Genomic DNA, 19,422 nt, shown 5'->3' on the forward strand with positions numbered 1-19,422 from the left:
CTCCGGGGGACTTCACTCAGCTGCTCTGTTCATAAGGCGACATTATGGTACGCCAATAAAAAGAATGGAGCAAGCCTGTTTGTGCATTTTCTCCGTACTCCTGGAATCGCGGGGAAGAGCGGAGAGCGACGGATGAGCGGGCGCCCTTCCCGCTCAGGTCGGTTCATGCAACGCCACGACCCCGGTCCTTCGGCGCGACCGTCTGGGTGAGCGAGCAGGACATGGCGGTGGGTCAATACACATAGGGGGCGCGTTTGGCCCAGTCCGTCTTCCCATAGCGCTGGTGCAGGAGGCGGAAGGCGGCCTTGGCCTCCTTCGTGTTCTGCCCCTCGCAACCCCGCTTGCTCGCGCGGACCACGCGGTAGAGCGCCACGGGCGAGCGTGGATCCTCCGGATGCGCCCGGGCCCACTCCACGGCCACCCGGCCGAACCAGCTCACCGAGTGGCCGGCCTCCACCAGTTGCTTCCACTCGGCGAGCGCTGCCTGGCGCTCCTCCTCGGGGACGAAGGCGAGCGGGGAGGACGCCTCCTTCGGCATCACCGGCGCGCACCACCAGTTGCGCTCGTAGGACACGTCCTCCGTCAGGTTGAGTTTCGGGTCCGTCGACCAGTCGCGATCATCGCCCGGCTCGAGGAAGGGCGACAGCACGGGCAGGCCCATCACGAGCACCTGGGCGTCGAAGCGCCGGTCCTCGGGCGTGGGCCGGCCCACGATGCGCAGCAACTCCTCCCGGGCGGTGGGCTCCGTCTCCGCCAGGGCCCGGGCGGACGCCTGCAATGTCTCGTCGTCGCCCACCACCGTGGCCTTGATGAATGCCGCCCACCCCACCTGCCGCCGCAGGCCCGGGGGCAGCGCGTCGCCTCGTGCCAGCTCCAGCATTCGCCGCGCGGTGAGCACCGGGCCCAGCACGGAGTGGGCGTCGGTGTCGAAGTAGATCGGCCGCTTGTCGGGAGGCTCGGGGGTGGCGTCGCTGTATCCGATGTCATAGCCACTCAGGCCCGCCGTCCGCCGGGCCACGTTGCGGAAGGCCTCGTCCCAGCTCGTCGCGAGCATCAGCCGCTCCCGCCGCAGGAGGTTGTCCACGGTCACCTGGTCCGCCGTCATCTCCGGCGTCACCTGGGCGAGCCGCTGGCGTGCCTCGTCCGCGCGGCCCAGCTCCCGCAGCAGGTGTCCGGAGTAGTAGGCCACCGTCACGCCCGCGGGCGAACTGGCGGGCACCTTGCCCGCGTCCTCCAGGAGTTCCACCAGTCCGGGGGCGCCGGGCCGGGCCTTCATCAACGCGGTGACGAGCCAGGGCAGGCGCGACGTCTTCCTCCACCGCGCGAGCGCGGCCTCGTAGTCGTTCTTGTCCGGGCCCTTCTCCGCAGGGGCGTACCCGTATTCCTCCCAGGTCGTCCGCAGCCACGCCTCCAGGTCGGCGGCGTCACCCTTGAGCCCCGGGCAGGTCTTCTCGCGCGAGAAGAGAAACGTGAAGTCGATCAACTCCGCCTCGAGCGCCGTGCCCGTGCCCTTCTCCAGGACGCGCGAGTACAGCTCGCACCGCCGCTGCTCGGGAGCGAGCCGGAAGCGGATGAAGCCGAGCAGCCGGCGCGCGGGCGCGTGGGTCCCGCGCAGCTTGGGATGGGCCAGCACCGTGCCGAGCAGCTTCTCCGCCTCGAGGAGCGGCGCCTGGACGGAGGGCTCGAGCGCGGGCTGGGGGCTGTCTCCACTGTCCTTCCTCGCGAGCATGGCCTGGCGCACGAGGGCGCGGGCGGCGAGGTAGAGGCCCATGTCCCGGTGGGGAGAGTCCGGCGAGGCGGCGATGGCCTGGAAGGACAGGGAGGCGGTGGGAAAGTCCCCGCAGTAGAACAGGCGCGCGGCTTCCTGGTACGCGCGCTCGGCGGCCCGGCGGGAGCGCTCCGCTGGAGTCAGTCCCTCGTCCAGTGCTTCCTCCCTGGCTGGCAGGGAGGCGCAGGCGCCGAAGACGACGTCCTGGACGCGGAGCCACTCGCCCAGCAGCGCCGGGCGCTTCTTCCACAGCCGCGCGAGGGTCCGGGCCGTCCCCGCGGCGTGCCGCAAGGCATCCTCGTTGATGCGCACGTACGAGGCGTAGTTCCGCTCTTCCTCCACCTGGACATCCGGTGTCGAGGGCACCTGCTGGGGAAGCTCCGCGCGGGCCTGTCGCCACGCCCGCAGCGCCGGGCTCTCGGGGTTCTCGGCCTCTCTCCAGGCCTCCCTGTCACCCTGTTCGCGGGACCAGCCCTCCAGCAGGGCCTGTTGCTCTCGTGGGGTGGTGGGCACGCCGATCATCGTCCGGTACGCGTAGACCAGGTACATGGCGCGGTACGTCGGCTGGAGGATGCCGAGGCGTCCCTCCGCATAGGTGGAGAAGGGCCGGTCGGGGTGGGTGGAGTGGACGAAGAGGGGATCGGTGTACCAGGGGCCACAGGCGTCCGCGCGACCGGGCGTGATGAACAGCGCGACCCCGAGCAGGAGGGGAAGGAAGGTCTTCATGGGTGGAGTTTCGAGTGGGCCTCCGTGAACGCGGCGGCGGTCCACGGTCGCGGGTTGAAGAGGTAGACGGTGGAGGCGCTCGCGGGAGGCGCCCGCCACTCGTCGAGCGCCAGCCCCACGCTGTGCGCGCAGGGAGGCGCGAAGCCGCGCCGTGCCCGCGCGTAATGCCGGACGTCGTCGGGGCCCATGCGGAAGAGTTGGGGCACCACCTCGTCCACGGGCGCGCGGGCGAGCCAGCTTCCGGGGCCGCACCAGGAGGCGAGGGCGGTGATGGACAACGGCAGTCCCGGGGGGAGCCGGCCGCGCAACTCCCCGAGCAGGGTGAGGTAGGCCTCGGTCTCGGACTCGCGCGCGTCGAAGTCGAGCTGCAGCGCCGCCGCCCTCGCCGTCTGGGCGATGGTGATGAGCCGCTCGATGAGCCGCTGACGGAGCTCCGGTGCCACGTGGGCGAGTGAGCCGCCCTGGCGCATCTCGATGCGCACCGTGGCCCGGGGGCGCAGGCCCGGGGGCAGGTAGAGCGGCTGGCGGCGAGGGCGGACGGAGAACCCTTCTTCCGTGAGATCCACCGTCGCCGCGAGGAAGGAGACCTCGGCCTGTGGGGGGTTGAGGAAGCGGAGGTCCTCCGGACGCTCCCAGGCCCAGAGGATGACGCGGGGGCCTTCAGCGGAGGCCACCGGAGTGGCGAGCGCGCCGAGCAGACTCACGAGCACCGGCCATTGTCCCCACCGTGGCTGCCTGCCCTCGTGCCGTGTCCGCCGTGTCATGCCCGCCCTGCCATCCGTGTCCCCGCGACCACGGTCTCGGGGAGGGGAGGGGGTTCTCGCCGTGGCGGCACCACGGATAGCAAGTTCCAGACCGGGCGACGTCCGAGTTACCGCTCCCAGAGCGTGGCGAGCTTCAACGGGAGCACCGTGAAGGGCTCGGCGTGCACGGTGGCGCCTCCGCTCCAGAGTCCTCGTGGGCTCCAGCGCCGATGCTCCAGCCGGTAGACCTCCAGGGAACATTGGAGGGGATCCAGCAGCCACAGATGGCTCACGCCCTCGCGGCCATAGGCCTTCATCTTCTTCTCCCGGTCCAGCACCGCCGTGGAGGGCGAGAGCACCTCGCAGACCCAGTCGGGGGCCAGGGTGAAGGCCGCCGTGTGGGGCATCTCCGGCATGCGCTCCCGGCGCCAACCCGCGAGGTCCGGCACCAGGGCATCGTTCCCCAGGTGCAGTTCGGGCTTGAGGATGATGACCCAGCCTCCGGGGCCTTCCTCGCCCAGGTCGAAGGGCCTTCCCAACAGCATCCCGAGCCGGGTGGCCGCTCTTGCTTGGAGCGGGGCTGAGCGGGGGCTCTCGTACAACTCTCCGTCGACGATCTCCCCCACACGGTTGGGAGGGACGGCCTCCAGGTCCGCGAAGGTGGCCCCGCGCTTCGACCCGCTCATGGCGGCCACCCATGGCCGTTGCTTGAGTCATGACCCATGAAGTCATCATAAGGATGACCTCATGGGTGAGCAATCCGAACCCAACACTCCAAGTCACCCGCTGGAGGCCCGTGAACGTGGCCCGTTACCCCGGCTCCTCCCACAGCGTGCCGAGCCACGCCTGGTAGGCGGCCTTCTGCGCGTCCGTGGGCTTGTCCATGCGCGCGAGCCACACGGCATCCGCGGGCTTCTGGCCGAGCACCACGGGCACCTCCACCAGCTTGTCCCGGCGGAACACCGTGACGCGCACCGTGTCCCCGGGGGACTTGTCCTCGCAGCGCGTGAGCAGCGCGCCCGTGTCCACGCGCCAGCCGTCGAGCGCCACCAGCTCGTCGTCCACGTACAGCCCCGCCTCCTGCGCGGGCGAGCCCTCCAGCACCGCGGAGAAGGTGGCGCCTCCCTTGGGCACCACTCCCAGCCACCCCTTGGGCCGGCCCTCTCCCTTGGTGCGCGGCGGTGGGGTGCCGCCCCGGTCGTTGGTGGACTCGCGCGGGCGCAGCCTCACCTCCAGGCCCACGTGGGCGAAGGGCGACAAGTCCAGCTCCTCGGTGCTGCGCAGCGCCCGGTCGAAGAAGGCCGACAGCTCCTGCCCCGCCACCTCCGCGGCCGCCGCCTCCACGCCGTCCTCCGGCACGCCGGAGCCGTCTCCGTAGCGCTTCCACAACAGCCGCATCAGATCATCCAGGCCCCGCGCGTTGCCCGTGAGGCGGCGCAGCTCCAGATCCAACAACACCGCCACCACCTCGCCCTTGAGGTAGTAGGAGATGGCGCTGTTGGGGGAGTGCTCGTCCGGGCGGTAGTGCTTCACCCAGCACACGAGCGAGGACTCGGCCAGGGTCTGCACCTTGCGGCCCGGCGTGGACTGGAGCGCCGAGAGCGTCTCGCCCAGGCGCGTGAGGTAGCGGCTCGCGCTCATCAGCCCCGCGCGCAGCACGAAGAGGTTGTCGTAGTACGAGGTGACGCCCTCGAAGGCCCACAAGAGCGAGGTGTAGTTCTCCTGCGAGTAGTCGAAGGGCACGAGCGCCCGGGGCTTCACCCGCTTGACGTTCCACAGGTGGAAGTACTCGTGCGCCGCGAGCGTGAGGAAGTCCTCCCACCCCCGCGCGCTCTGCAGGCCCACGCGCGGAAAGAGCAGCGCCGTGGACGCGCCGTGCTCCAGGCCCCCCCGCCCCTTGTCGGTGAGGTAGACGAGGAACAGGTAGCGCCGGTGGGGCAGCCCGCCGTACAGCCGCGCCTGGGCCTCGCACACGCGCTGGAGATCCGAGCACATGCGCGAGGCATCCGGCACCACGTCCCCCCACACCACCACCTCGTGCGGCACGCCCGCGGCGGTGAAGGTGAGCGGCGTGTGGGGCCCCACCTCGAAGGGGCTGTCCACCAGCTCGTCGTAGTCGCTCGCGACGAAGACGTCGCCCCGGCGCTCCAGCGCGGTGAAGGCCCGCCAGCCCTCGGGGGCCTCCACGGTGACGTGGTGCTCCAGGCCGCGCGTGGCCTCGGTGTAGAGGAAGAGCGAGGCCCCGTTGAAGTAGCCGTGGCTGCCGTCCAGGTGGCTGGTGCGCACCGTCAGCTCGTGGGCGTAGACGCGGTAGCGCAGCGTCACCGCCCGGCCCCCCGACTCCACGCGCCAGGTGCGCTTGTCCATGCGCCGCACCGCGAGCGGCTCGCCCCCGGGGCCCGTGGCGCTCACGTCCTGGAGCTGGCGCGAGAACTCCCGCACCAGGTAGCTGCCGGGCGTCCACACCGGCAGTACCGCGGCGAGCGACTCCGGCGCCGCGGGGAAGGTGGCCTCCACCTCGAAGAGGTGCGAGTGCGGGCGGAGCATCGAGACGCGATAGTGGACCGCTTCCGGCATTCCGTTCTCTCCAGGGACTGCGCCCGGAAGAGGTTACTTCGCGCGCACGAGGATGGCCCCGAAGAATCCATCCGTGCCGTGCAGGTGCGGGGCGAGCCGCAGGTAGGGGCCCCTGCTCACCTTGGCCCCCAGCTCCGCTCCCAGTTCCTCGGCCACCGGACGCACCGTGTAGTCCGGGTGCCGTGAGAGGAAGTCCTCCACCACGGCCTCGTTCTCCTCGGGCAGCACGCTGCACGTGCCGTAGATGAGCCGTCCGCCGGGCTTCACCAGCTGGGAGAAGCGCTCGAGCAGCCGCTTCTGCCGCGCCACGTGCTCGGCCAGCATCTCGGGGGTGAGGCGGTAGCGCGCGTCCGGCTTGCGGCGCAGGGTGCCCGTGCCGCTGCACGGCGCGTCCACCAGCACCCGGTCCGCCTTGCCCATCAGGGGCGCGAGCGCCGTGTCCACCTCGGGGCCGTCCACGGGGATGAGCTGGGTGCGCACGTTGTGCACGCCCGCCCGGCGCGTGCGCTTGCGCAGGTCCTCCATGCGCCCCTCCTCGACGTCCAACGCGTACAGGTCGCCCCGGTTCTTCATCTGCACGGCGAGCTGCAGCGTCTTGCCGCCCGCGCCCGCGCACGCGTCCACCACCTTGGTGGGCGGCGCGTCCACGAGCATGCCCAGCAACTGGCTGCCCTCGTCCTGCAGCTCGAAGGCCCCATCGCGGAACGTCTCGAGCGAGAAGGCATTGGTGCGCGTGTCGAGGATGAGCCCGAGCGGTGACAGCGGGGTGGGCTGGGTGCTCACGCCCTCCTTGCCGAGCAGCTCGCGCACCCGCTCGCGGTCCCCCTTCAGGCCGTTGACGCGAGCGGTGAGCGGCGCGCGCTCGTTCATCGCCTCGGCGGCGCGCTCGGCGTCCGGGCCGAACGCCTCGCGGAAGCGCGCCGCGAGGAAGTCCGGCAGCGAGGCGGCGATGGGGAAGCGCTTGTCGGGGGGCAGTGCCTCCAGGGTCCGGGCGGCCTTCGCGAGTCCGGACAGCGCGCCCGCGCCCAGGCCGGACTGCACCGCCGAGCGCTCCACCTCTTCGAGGGACTCGCCATGCAGCACGCGCGAGGCGGCCAGGCGCAGCACGTCCTGCCGCGTGCGGTCCAGGCGGGCGAAGCCCGGGTAGGCCTGCTCGAGGAGGAAGTCCACGGTGCGCTGGCGGCGAAGCAGGGCGTACACCCGCTCGGCCACGGCGCGGCGCTCGTTGGAGTAGAGGTTCTTCTTGTGGCGCAGGGTGTAGTCCAGGGCCCGGTCCGCCATGCGGCCCTCGTGGCGGGTGAAGCCATAGGCTTCCAGGCACGCCTGGAGGACGAGATCCTCGCGCACGGGGCGGATCCCGCGAACGCCCTCGGAGGTGGCGGACGGCTCACGGCGGGACTGGGAGGCCCGGGGGGACGGGCGGGGGTTCTTCTTCATGAAAGGCTCCGGAGGCCCGGGGTGGGCGGGCCCGCGCTGTCGGCACGCAGGCGCATCGCATCCCGGGCGCTCGATGACAAGGGCGGAGACAGGGGCGGAGGCTTTCCGGGGGGCTTCCCGGGCGCCGAGGGGGGCCGCCCCGCCTTCCCGGTCAGCGCCGCCGGCGGCGGTGCAGGGCGCTGGCGAGCACCCACATCCCGGCGGGCAGCAGCGTCATCGCCGGGGTGGCCGAGCAGCCCGGGACGGTGTCGGCCGGGTCGTTCGGGTCTCCCAGGTCCGGCACCACCCCCGGGGGGGACTGGGTGCTTCCCCCGATGGGCGGCTGGCCCGGCGAGGGCGTCGTGCCCGGGGTGGACGGTGTGCCCGGGGTGGGCTGGGGTCCCGGGGCGGGCGGCGTGGGCTCGGGCGGGAGGTCCTTGGTGAGGGTGAAGCTGTCCATCACCTTGCCCGAGGGGGTGAGCATCTGGGCGGTGAGTGTCCCGCCCTCGACCCGCACGTCCAGGTAGCCGTGGTCCGAGTTGTTGCGCAGCACGGACCAGGACGGCTTGCTCGCGATGCTGAGCTCACGCAGCTTCGCGCCGCCGCTGCCCACCACCAGGTAGACGGGGTCCGTGGCGCCCGAGGGGGCCACCTCGTTGCCGCGCATGGGGTGGGTGCGCTCGTAGTTGTGATCATGCCCGGTGAGCACCAGGTCCACCCCGTACTTCTCGAAGAGGGGGGAGAACTCCCGGCGCATCTTCAACTGCGAGCCGTGATCCCCGCTGCTCCAGGGCGGGTGGTGGAAGAAGACGATCTTCCAGGGGGCGGTGCTGGCGGCCAGATCCTCCTCCACCCACTGCTGCTGCGCCTCGAAGGTGCAGCGGTCGGCCGAGGACAGGCCGATGGCGCAGTTGGAGTCGATCGCCACGAAGTGCACGAAGCCCCAGTCGAAGGAGTAGTAGTACTCGCCGCCGCGCTGACTGGTGGGCAGGTAGAGGTTGTCGAAGTAGGGCTGGCCCTGGTTGGTCTCGTACTCGTGGTTGCCCGGGACGGCGAAGAAGGGCACCTGCGCGAGCAGGGGGGCCATGGGCTCGAAGAGGTTGTGCTGGAACTCGGCCTCGGTGCCCATCTCGTAGGCGTTGTCCCCGAGCGCCAGGAAGAGCTGCGGCTTGCGGCCGAGCATGGCCCGGGACACGTCGCGCTGATCCTGGTTGTTCGAGCCGAAGTCACCCACGGTGGTGAAGTGCACGCTGCGGGTGCCGGGCACGGGCGCGGTGGAGAACGTCACCGGGCTGGTGCGCGAGCCGCAGGCGTCCACGACATAGGTGTACTCGGTGCCGGGCTCCAGGCCGCTCAGCTCCAAGGCCTGCCGCGTCTGGGCGGTGGGCGCGGTGACGGTCTGGTCCGTGCTCCCGTGCGTGCCATAGCGCACCGTGGGGGCACACGCCGTGTCCAGCCGGAAGGCCACCGTGGCGGTGTCCGGTCCCACCCGCTGCAGGTAGGGCTCGCGCGTCAGTTTCGCGGCGCTCGCACCGCTCGCGGTGAGGGTGAGTGCCACGGTCATCGCGCCGAGCGCGAGGGAGTACAGTCGGTGCATGAGGCCTCCTGTCCGGGCCATCCGGACTCGGAGGTGAACCGTTCACCGTCACACATCCATCCAGGAGCAAGCCCCTCACCCCCCCAGCGCCCGCCCGCTGGGGGGCCCACTGGGGAGCGCTCGGTGGGACGCCCGCCCTGCTTCCCTGTTGGTGGCTCAGCTCACGCTCTCGGCGCTGTAGCGGGCGATGCGGCCCGAGCGCAGCGCCTCCTGGTAGATGAGGAGGAAGAAGACACAGGCGAGCAGAAGGCAGAGCAGCGCGAGCCCCACGCCGACCAGCAGCGCCGTGCCGGAGAAGGGGCCGCCGGTGGCGATCGCCCGCATGCCCTCGAAGACGTAGGAGGGCGGGAAGAGCAGCGAGAGGAACTGCATCCACTCCGGCAGCGTGGCGCGGGGGTAGAAGACGCACGCGAAGGGCGACACCATGGCGGGGATGGGCCAGATGAGCCACTCGGCGGCGGGCCCGAGCCGCAGCACCACGGCGCTGCCGAAGACGCCCAGCGCGATGCCGTACAGGAAGAGCACGAGCAGGAAGGGCAGCAGCAGCACGCCGTAGGTGAACAGCGACAGGCCGAACGCCGCGCCCGCCACGGCCACCATGACGACCAGGCCGATGCTGCTCGTCGCGATGCTCGAGAGCACGAGGCCACTGATGTACTCGGACGTCGACAGCGGGGTGGCGAAGAGGTTGAGGAAGTTGCGCGACCAGACGTCCTCGAAGAACGCCATCGTCACGCCCTGCATGGCGCGGGTGAGGAAGTTCCAGAGCAGCACCGTGCCCAGCAGCGAGGCGACGAAGTCCAGGCCGGAGGCGGTGACGGTGTTGAGGTAGCGCGTGATGAAGCCCCACAGGACGACGTCGATGGCCACCCAGATGAAGAGCGGGAGGATGCGCGCGGGGCTGCCCCTCAAGAGGTAGAACTGGCGCAGCACGATGGCGGTGACACGGGAGGGATTCATGACGGCTCCCCTCGCGCCACGGTGATGAACAGCTCCTCGAGCGTGGCCTTTCCATACTGGGCGGGCAGGGCCCGGGGGTCTCCCTGGAGGACGATCCTCCCGCGCGAGACGATGAGCACCCGGTCGCACACCTCCTCGACCTCGTACATGTTGTGGGACGTCCACAGCACGCCGCCCTGGCCCTGGGTGGCGAAGTCCCGGATGCGGGCGCGGATGTCTCGCGCCGTCATGGGATCCAACGACGCGGTCGGCTCGTCGAGCAGCAGCAGGGCGGGGCGGTTGATGAGGGCCTTGGCCAGCGTCACCCGCGTCTGCTCTCCCGAGGAGAGCACCCCGCAGCGCACGTCACGGAAGCGCGTGAGCTCCAAATGGGTGAGGAGCTGCTCGATACGCTCGGACAGATGCTTCACGCCATAGAGCAGGCCGAAGGTGCGCAGGTTCTGCTGGACGGTGAGGTTGCCGGGCAGGGGCGCGTAGATGGCGGCGAAGTTCGTGTGCGCGAGCGCCCGGGTGCGGTGCCGCGCGAGATCCACTCCTTCTATGTGGATGGAGCCCGAGCTCGGCTCGAGCAGTCCGAGCACCATGTTGATGGTGGTCGTCTTGCCCGCGCCGTTGCTGCCGAGCAGCCCGACGATCTCATGGCGGTCCACGTCGAAGGAGAGCCCATCGACGGCGACGGTGGCTCCGTATTGCTTGCGCAGCTCCACGACGGACAGGACCTTCGCGGGGGGAGCGGACTGCGGAGGAGGGGACGTCTTCACGCGGTCTGCTCTACGCCCGAACGTGCCCCGGGGATAGCGGGGATGTTCAACGCACGACCCTCCCCTTCCCGAGATAGGGGAAGGGGAGGGCCGGAACGACTCAGTTCACCCGGCGGCGGCGCGCCAGGGCGAGCAGCCCCAGGCCGAGCAGGCCCAGGGGGGCCTCGGCGCCGGTGGAGCAGCCACACTTCGGCGGCTCGGGCTGAGGCTGGGGCTCGGGGTCCGGGTTGGGCTGGGGCTCGGGGTTGGTCACCGGCTTGGGAGTGACGGTGACGGAGACGAAGGCGGGCTCACTGTCGAGCGAGCCATCCTTGACCACGAGGCTGAAGCGCAGCGTGGTCTGGGCGTCCACGTCCGGAGCGATGAAGGACGGGGTGGCGGTGTCCGCGCCGGTGAGCGTCACGGGCGAGCCCTCCACCTGGGTCCAGGTGTAGCTCAGCGTGTCGCCGTCGGGGTCCGCGCTGGCGGTGCCATTGAGTTTCGCCTGGGCACCCTCCTCGACGGTGAGTGCGTCACCGGCGTGGGCGGTGGGGGCGCGGTTGACGTTCTTCACCGTGACGTCCACGGAGGCGCGGGTCGTCGTCTGGCCGTCGCTCACCAGCAACAGGAAGGTGAGCGTCTCGTCGAGGGTGACTTCGGGCGCGGTGAAGGTGGCCTGGGGCGTGAGGGCGTTGGACAGGGCCACCGGCGTGCCGGACTGCTGCACCCAGTAGTAGGTGAGCTTGTCACCGTCCTCGTCGCTCGCCGAGCCCATGAGCGTGTAGCTGGAGCGCTCGTCCACGATGCCGGCCAGGCCCGCGTTGACGGTGGGCGCGCGGTTCACGTTCGTCACCGTCACCGTCACCGTGTCGGTGACCGTGCTGCTCTTGTTGGTGACGGACAGCCGGAGCACCAGGTTGGTGCTGGCGGTCACCTCGGGGGCGACGAAGGACGGCGTGAGCGTGTTCGCGCCGGTGAGCGTCACCGTGGGGCCGGACACCTGCGTCCACGTGTAGGTGAGCGAGCCGCCGTTGGGGTCCTTCGCGCTGCCCTGGAGCGTCAGCTTCGCGCGCTCCCCCACCTGCAGGTCCGGGCCGGCCGAGATGACGGGAGCCTGGGGGCTCACGCACACATTGTCATCCTCGAGCACCTTGGTGAAGGGGGTGTTGGTGATGCCGCTGAACTCCAGATCGTCCACCAGCCAGCCGTCCGCCCCGGTGTTGATGTCCGAGCCGACGCGGAAGCGCAGCCGCACCGTCTTGCCCGCGTACGCCGTGCCGAGATCCAGCGTGGCGGGGATGAGGGCGGGGAAGCCCGGGCTCTTGCCGGAGATGGCTTTACGGCCATCGAGCGGATTGAGGTTGTCCTCCGCGCTCTCGAGCGTCGCGGTGTACAGGGACTGGCCGACGTCCACCCACGTCTGTCCATCATCCTCGCTCAGTTCGATGACGGCGCCGTCGTAGTAGATGTCCTTGGGGTTGGTGCTGGAGGCAGGGGTCCACTCGAAGCTCCAGGCCTGCTTGAACTTGAGGACGAAGGGCTCGGTGGCGCTCACCAGGAGAGGCGGGGTGGTGAGGCGCATGTCGCTCGGCCCGTCCTCGTTCACCGCGTAGAAGAGGTTGTTGGTGACCGTGGGGTACTGGAAGACTTCCCAGTCCACGTTGTCCAGGCGGTCATCATGCGTGAAGGTCCAGGGCGGGTTGCTGGACTGCACGTCCTCGAGCCGCTGGGACTCGGGCTCCTCGTCGTAGTTGGCCATCACGGTCAGGGTGCCCGTGCGGTCGCCCGGCCGCTTGAGCTGTCCCTGGTGCGTGGTGACGACGAAGTTCAGCCACTGGCGCATCGTCGCGCCCTGGAGCGACACCGGGACGGTCACCTCCGCCTCCTGCTGCACGTCCAAGGCCGGCACCTGGACCTGGCCGCCGTTGCCCAGCGTCACGCCGAAGGTGGGCGAGGTGACGGTGGCGGTCGTTCCCTCGGTCCGGGTGGGACCCAGGTTGCGCACCTTGATGCGCAGCTGGCCCATCTCGCCGTTGTCGAGGATGGCGTCCCCGTCGCACGCCTGGGTGGGGGCATCCACGGAGATGGAGACGACCGCGACGTCCGCGGTCGTGTCGTAGCTCTCCACGACGCCCACGTGGGTGGTGGACAGGCGGTCCGGCGCCTTGGCTCCCACGCCCGCGCCACGCCGGGCGAAGGCGCTCCAGAAGCGCTGTCCATCCGCGGGATCCAAGGCGTAGGCCGCCGCGATGAGCGCGTCACGCGCCTCGAGGAAGGTGGGCATCGCGGGCGTGAGCTTGTAGCCGTTGACCAGGTACTGCTTCATGCGCTGTTGGGCCTCCTGGAAGGGATGGGCGCGCAGCAGCGCCACGTAGCAGTCCCACAGCAGGGTGGCCCAGATCTCACCCGAGTTGTGGTACTCCGCGTTGGTGGAGAAGGGCGAGATGGGCGCCGAGGTGGGCAGGGTCTCCGCGTTGGAGATGTGCTTGAAGGTGAGCGCGTTCTTGCTCATGTCCGCCGAGTAGGTCACGCGCCGGATGCCGAAGAAGGTGCTGTCGTCGGACATGCCGCCGCGCGTGGCGTACTCGGCCGCGGCATAGGCTCCGTTCCAGTTGGCGTTGGAGGGGACGTTGATGTCCTCCGGGCGCGTCATCATCAGCAGGGCGGTGAAGTCCGCCCAGCCCTCGCCCATGGACCTGCCCTGGTTGTTGGTCAGGCCGGACCCGTTCCAGATGAGGCGGTTGCTGATGTAGTGGCCCCACTCGTGCGCCACGATGCCGTTGTCGATCGTTCCGTCCGGATCGAGGAACCGTACGCTGTAGAGCCGCGCGGTGAGCCCGGGGAGCGCGGCCTTGATCTCCTGGCCCGTGGTGCGCGTGACGATCTGGGTGGGAATGGTGATGCTCGCGTCCTTGCTGCCGGACGACTGGACGACGTCCACGGTGTTCACCCAGAGGACGCCGATGGCGCCGGCGTTCTGCGCGTTCTTGATCTGCTGGGGGATGGTGCAGGAGGTGCTGGTGCTGCGGTCGACGAGGGCGATCTTCCCGGCCACCTCGGCGGCGTTGGTCAGGGGAGCGCAGGCCTTGGTGTCGGACGGAGTGCCGCTGGCCGTGAGCACGACCTCCGCGCTCAGGTTGTACTCCAGCGGGCCGGCGGCGACGGTGCCCACCGGGTACTTGCGCGTGGTGCCGCCGGAGACGCTCGTCTCCAGGTGCGTGTCGAGGTTGTCGAAGATGTACATCTGCATGCGCGGGGACGCACCGTCCGCCGGCGTCGACATGTTCGCGTTGTTGCGCCCGCTGTAGTCCTGCGCCTGGGCTTGGATGGCGTCACCGCCCAGGCCACCGCGGCCGAAGTTGTCCTTCTGCGCGTTGCCCGAGGCCTCGTCGAAGCCCACGTCGTAGAACCAGTCGTGCAGCCAGTTGTTCACGTAGAACAGCTGCGTGGTGGCCGCCTGGATCTGCTCCGGGTTGGCATAGGGCTGGATGCTCAGGTCCATGGTCCGGTCGAACACGCCCGGAGCCGTCACCGTGGCACGCAGGTCACCCTGGCTGAAGCCGTCCGGCGCGACGAGGTCCGCGTAGGCGTCCACGTTGTTGCCCTGGGTCTGCGTGGCGCCGTCCGCCAGCCAGGGATCGTTCTTGCTGAAGGGCGCGTTCTGGAGGGTGACGAGCGAGGGGGCCACGAACGCCGGCGGGGCGAAGGTGAAAGGCTTGCCCGTGGGGTGGGGCGTGGCGACGCCGCCCGCGGGCCCATCCAGCGGGAGATAGGGCGGCGTGGTCTCCGCCCAGACGCGGTAGGTGAAGTCCGCGTGCGCGGTGAGGTTGTTGCGCATGAGCAGCCGACCATCGGCGGCGGACACCACGTAGGCGTAGTAGTCCGACTCGGAGCTCTCCGCCGGGGCCGTGTTGAGCTCCAGGTAGTAGGCGGGCACGAGCCCCTTGGCCATGGGGAAGAAGACGCGCCTGGCGCGCGCGGGGATGACGAGGCCCTCGGCCAGGGGACGCGCGTAGGGGGCGAGCTGGTAGTGGGTGTAGGCGTCGTTGTCGTCCGCGCGGACGCTCGCCCGCGTGAGCAGGCTGCCATCCAGGGAGGCGCCGGTCAGATCCTGGTAGGCCAGGGCGATGGCCTGGGGGGCCGTCAACTGGTGGCGCAGGCTCGAGACCCGGGCGGCGGACGTGGTCGCGGACGCGTACGGGGACAGGTTGCCGCTGAGGGCGACGACCTCGTTGTTCGCGTCGAGGATGACCTTGAGCCCCTGGCGGAACACCTCCACGCCGTCCACCTTCTGGGCGAAGGTGACGACCGACACGCCGCGCGCGTCACGGCTGACGGAGGCCACGCTCGCACCGGCCTCGGTGAGCGACTTGTGGCCGTACAGCGACAGGTACTCCGCGAGCTGCTCGCCAGCGGCCTGATCGGGCTTCATGCCCGCCAGTGGCGTGCGCAGCGACCGGGCCTCGGACTTCCTTCCATTCGCCCAGACGAAGGTGGGCAGGTCGCGCTGCTCGTCCCGGTGGGTAACACGTGCGCCCAGCGTCTTTCCCAGCCGCGGGCTCGTGCCCGGTGAGGGCGCGGCTCGCAGCGAGGAGGGGGGGGCGTCTTGCAGCACTTCGTAGTTCGGCAGGTCCCGCGCCGTGGCGCCCGTGCTCGCGAGCGCCAGTGCCAGACTCGACCACTTGAAAACCAACCTTGTCACTTCGGGGGCTCCTTCCCATAGGCGACGCACCGTGGCCACCGTTCCACCACGTCCCCGGGAGGCACCCGCTCCAGACCTCGAAGCGACGACGGTTCTCCTCCCAGCGGTAAAGTGTCGACAGGTTGAAGCTTAGAGCCAATCCCCTTGCATCGTCTAATGCATGGGGTCGGGTCGCTTACACCGAGCAATTCCTGTCAAAAGAGAAGAGACGGAAGGGACCGGGAAGCGAGCAGTTCGGAGCTGCTCAGTTCACCCGGCGGCGGCGCGCCAGGGCGAGCAGTGCCAGGCCCATCATCCCCAGGGGGGCCTCGGCGCCGCTGGAGCAGCCACAGCGCGGCGGCTCCGGGTTTGGGGTGGGCGCGCGGTTCACGTCCGTCACGGTCACGGTGACCGTGTCAATGGCCGTGGCGCCGCCGTTGGAGATGGACAGCTGGAAGAGCAGGGCGGTGTTGGCGCTCACCTCGGGGGCGACGAAGGAGGGCGTGAGCGTGTCGGCCTCCGAGAGCGTCACCTCCGGGCCGGACAGCTGCGTCCACGCATGGGTGAGAGGGCTGTCGTCCGCGTCCGTGGCGCGGCCGTGGAGCGTCAGGCGCGTGCGCTCCTCCACTGTCACGTCTTCTCCTGCCGTGATGACGAGAGGCGGCACGCACACGTGATCCTCCTCCTTGATGGCGGTGAAGGGCGTGTTGCCGAGGCCACTGAACTCCAGGTCATCCAGCAGCCAGCCATTGGCCCCGGTGTTCTGGTTCGAGCCGACGCGCAAGCGCAGCCGCACCGTCTTGCCCGCGTAGGCCGTCCCGAGGTCCAGTCTCGAGGTGATGAAGGCGGGGAAGTTCGTGCTCTGGCCCACGAAGGCCCCGCGGCCCTCGAGCGGGTTGAGGTTGCCCTCGTAGCTGGCGAGTGTGCCGTTGTAGAGGGACTCGCCCACGTCCTTCCACGTCCGTCCATCATCCTCGCTCAGCTCGATGACGGCGCCGTCGTAGTTCATGCCGACGCCCACTTCGAAGTCCCAGGCCTGCTTGAACTCGAGGACGAGGGGCTCGGTGGTGCTCACCTGGAGGGGTGGGGAGGTGAGGCGCATGTCGCTCGGCCCGTTCACGTCCCTCGCGTGGAAGACGTGGTTGCCGGTGGCCGTGGGGTACTCCAGGGGGGTCCAGTTCACGTTGACGCCGTGGTCGTCATTCGTGGCGGTCCAGGGCGGGTTGCTCGACTCCACGTCCTCGGTGGTCGTGGTGGCGGGCTGCTCGTCGTAGTTGGCCCCCACGCGCCAGGTGACCTCGCGGTTGCCCGGACGGGACGGGTCTTCCTGGCGCGTGGTGACGGTGAAGCTCAGCTGCTGGCGCCCCGTCGCGCCCTGGAGCGACACGGGGAGGGTGACCTCCGTCTCCTCCAACCTGTCCAGGGCTGGCACCTGCACCTGGCCACCATTGCCCAGCGTCACGCCCGGGCTGGAGGAGGTGACGGTGGCGACGGTCTGCTCGGTGCGGAGGGCATCCAGGTTGCGCAGCTTGATGCGCAGCAGGCCCGTCTCGCCGTTGTCGAGGATGTTGTCCCGGTCACACGTCTTGGCCACGGCCTCCACGGAGAGGGAGACGACCGTTACGTCCGCCGTGACGTCGTAGCTCTCCACGACGCCGACATGGTCCCAGGAGGTGCGGTCCGGCGCCACCGCGCCCACGCCCGCGCCCCGCCGGGCGAAGGCCTCCCAGAAGCGGCGTCCATCCTCGGCGGAGGAGGCGGAGGCCGCCGCGATGAGCGCGTCTCGTGCTTCCAGGAAGGTGGGCGTGGCGGGCGTCAGCTTGTAGCCGTTGACCAGGTACTGCTTCATGCGCTGTTGGGCCTCCTCGAAGGGGTAGGCACGCAGCAGCGACACGTAGCAGTCCCACAGCTGGGTGGCCCAGATCTCACCCGAGTTGTGGACCTCCGCGTTGGTGGAGAAGGGCGTGGTGGATGCCGAGGCGGGCAGTGGCTCTCCGTTGGCGATATGCCGGAAGGTGAGCGCGTTCCTGGCCATGTCCGCCGAGTAGGTCACGCGCCGCATGCCGAAGAAGGTGCTGTCCTCGGACATGCCGCCGCGCGTGGCGTACCCGGCCACGGCGTAGGCGCCGTTCCAGTGGGAGTTGGCGGGGACGTGGATGTCCTCCGGGCGCGTCATCATCAGCAGGGCGGTGAAGTCCGCCCAGCCCTCGCCCAGGGACTTGCCCTGGTTGTTGGTCAGGCCGGAGGCGTTCCAGACGAGGCGGTTGCTGATGTAGTGGCCCCACTCGTGCGCCGCGATGCTGTTGTCGAGCGTGCCATCCAGGTCGGGGACCAGGACGCGGTGGAGCTTCGTGGTGAGGTCGGGGAGCGTGGCCCGGAGCCTGTTGCCATCCGCCTGCGTGATGTACAGCGAGGGGAGGGTGATGTCCGGAGCGATATCCGCGGCTTCGAGGGCGCCGGACGTGTTGTTCGCGATGATGACACCCACGGCTCCGGCGCTCTGCGCGTTGCGGATCTTCTGCACGAAGGTGCAGCCGCCGCGGTCGATGAAGGCGATCTTCCCGGCCACCTCCGCGGCGTTGGTCAGCGCTTCGCAAGCCGTGGTGGTCGAGTCGCCGCTGACCGCGAGCACGACCTGGCCGCTCAGGTCGAACGACTGCGGGCCGAAGTTGGCGTTGCCCACCGCGTATTTACCCGCGACGCTCGCGGGCGCGGTCACCTCCAGGTACTGGTCATCCAATGTCTCCTCGGGACCGTCGAAGATGAACATCTGCATGATCGGGGACGCACCGTCCGCCGGCGTCGACATGTTCCCGTTGTTGCGGCCGTCGTAGTCCTGCGCCTCGGCATGGATGGGGTCATTTTGCAGGCCGCCGCGGTCGAAGTTGTCCTGCTGGGCGTTGCCCGCGGCCTCGTCGAAGCCCACGTCGTAGAACCAGTCGTGCAGCCAGTTGTTCACGTAGAACAGCTGCGTGGTGGCCGCCTGGCTCTGCCCCGCGTTGGCGGAGGGCTGGAGGCTGAAATCCGTGCTCCGGTCGAACATGCCCGGGGCCGTCACCGTGGCGCGGTAGTCCCCCGTGCCGAAGCCATCCGGATAGACGAGGTCCGCGTAGGCGTCCACGTTGTTGCCCACGGTCTGCGTGGCGCCCTCCGGCAGCCAGGGATCGTTGCGGCTGAAGGGCGCGTTCCGCAGGGTGACGAGCGAGGGGGCCACGTATGGCGGCGCGGCGAAGGTCTTGGGCTTGCCCGTGGGGTGCGGCGTGGCGATCCCACCCGCGGGTCCATCCAGTGGGAGATAGGGCGGCGTGGTCTCCGCCCAGACGCGGTAGCTGAAGTCCGCGTGCGCGGTGAGGTTGTTGCGCATGAGCAGCCGGCCATCGGCCGCGGACACCACGTAGGCGTAGTAGTCCGACTCCCGGCTGTCGGCCGGGGCCGTGTTGAGCTCCAGGTAGTAGGCGGGCACGAGCCCCCTGGCCATCGGGAAGAACACGGGCCTGGCGCGCGCGGGGATGACCAGGCCCTCGGCCAGGGGACGCGCGTAGGGGGCGAGCTGGTAGTGGGTGTAGGCGTCGTTGTCGTCCGCGCGGATGCTCGCCCGCGTGAGCAGGCTGCCCTCCAGGGGGGAGTCGGTCAGATCCTGATAGGCCAGGGAGATGGCCTGGGGGGCCGTCAACTGGTGGCGCAGGCTCGGGGCCCGGGCGGCGGACGTGGTCGCGGAGACATGGGGGGACAGGTTGCCGCTGAGGGCCACGACCTCGTTGTTCGTGTCGAGCAGGACCTTGAGTCCCTGGCGGAACACCTCCACGCCGTCCACCTGCTGGGCGAAGGTGACGACCGACACGCCGCGCGCGTCACGGCTGACGGAGGTGACGTTCGCGCCCGCCTCGGTGAGCGACTCGTGGCCATACAGGGACACGTACTCGCCGAGCTGCTCGCGCGCGGCCTGCTCGGGCTTCATGTTCGCCAGCCGCGCGCGCAACGACGGGGCCTCGGACTTCTTGTTCGCCCAGACGAAGGTGGGCAGGTCGCGCTGCACGTCCCGGTGGGCGACGCGTGCGTCCGTTGCCTCCGGTCGCAGTGGCTTGTTCGCGCGCGGTGAGGGCGGCGGGTCCTGCGGCACTTCGTAGTTCGGCAGGTCTCGCGCCGTGGCACCCGTGCTCGCGAGTGCGAGTGCCAGCCTCGACCACTTGAAAACCAACCCTGTCACTTCGGGG

At 70.0% G+C, this 19,422-nt stretch carries 10 protein-coding genes; all 10 read right to left on the reverse strand.

The genetic code is table 11. From position 1 onward, the window contains the following. Positions 1–232: 232 nt before the first annotated feature. Entirely contained in the window at positions 233–2,494 is a 2,262-nt protein-coding gene (locus tag D187_RS32075) for a Rossmann-fold NAD(P)-binding domain-containing protein (protein WP_002624644.1), read from the reverse strand. Continuing rightward, entirely contained in the window at positions 2,491–3,258 is a 768-nt protein-coding gene (locus tag D187_RS32080) for a DUF3142 domain-containing protein (RefSeq protein WP_043432396.1), read from the reverse strand. Before D187_RS32080 ends, D187_RS32075 begins: the two co-directional genes overlap by 4 nt. 107 nt (positions 3,259–3,365) lie before the next feature. Further along, complete coding sequence (locus D187_RS32085) at positions 3,366–3,923, reverse strand: Uma2 family endonuclease (RefSeq protein ID WP_002624646.1); 558 nt, start codon at positions 3,921–3,923, stop codon at positions 3,366–3,368. Between the two features lie 124 nt (positions 3,924–4,047). Next, the gene (locus D187_RS32090) at positions 4,048–5,814 is read right to left on the reverse strand and encodes a M61 family metallopeptidase (RefSeq protein WP_002624647.1); all 1,767 of its coding nucleotides are present in this window, start codon (positions 5,812–5,814) and stop codon (positions 4,048–4,050) included. Positions 5,815–5,847: 33 nt separating this feature from the next. Further along, the gene (locus tag D187_RS32095) at positions 5,848–7,251 is read right to left on the reverse strand and encodes an RsmB/NOP family class I SAM-dependent RNA methyltransferase (protein ID WP_002624648.1); all 1,404 of its coding nucleotides are present in this window, start codon (positions 7,249–7,251) and stop codon (positions 5,848–5,850) included. A gap of 151 nt (positions 7,252–7,402) precedes the next feature. After that, positions 7,403–8,827: a purple acid phosphatase family protein gene (locus D187_RS32100; RefSeq protein ID WP_002624649.1), complete on the reverse strand. Its 1,425-nt coding sequence runs from the start codon at positions 8,825–8,827 to the stop codon at positions 7,403–7,405. Positions 8,828–8,983: 156 nt separating this feature from the next. Then, positions 8,984–9,787 carry an ABC transporter permease gene (locus D187_RS32105; RefSeq protein ID WP_002624650.1) on the reverse strand — a complete coding sequence of 268 codons (804 nt, stop codon included), beginning with the start codon at positions 9,785–9,787 and terminating at the stop codon, positions 8,984–8,986. Next, positions 9,784–10,548, reverse strand: coding sequence for an ABC transporter ATP-binding protein (locus tag D187_RS32110; RefSeq protein WP_002624651.1), 765 nt, complete (start codon positions 10,546–10,548; stop codon positions 9,784–9,786). Before D187_RS32110 ends, D187_RS32105 begins: the two co-directional genes overlap by 4 nt. Positions 10,549–10,648: 100 nt before the next feature. Beyond that, positions 10,649–15,229, reverse strand: coding sequence for a myxosortase-dependent M36 family metallopeptidase (locus D187_RS32115; RefSeq protein WP_002624652.1), 4,581 nt, complete (start codon positions 15,227–15,229; stop codon positions 10,649–10,651). Positions 15,230–15,473: 244 nt separating this feature from the next. Further along, entirely contained in the window at positions 15,474–19,415 is a 3,942-nt protein-coding gene (locus D187_RS32120; protein WP_002624653.1) for a myxosortase-dependent M36 family metallopeptidase, read from the reverse strand. Positions 19,416–19,422 lie beyond the last annotated feature (7 nt).

Source organism: Cystobacter fuscus DSM 2262 (assembly GCF_000335475.2).
Lineage (GTDB): Bacteria > Myxococcota > Myxococcia > Myxococcales > Myxococcaceae > Cystobacter > Cystobacter fuscus.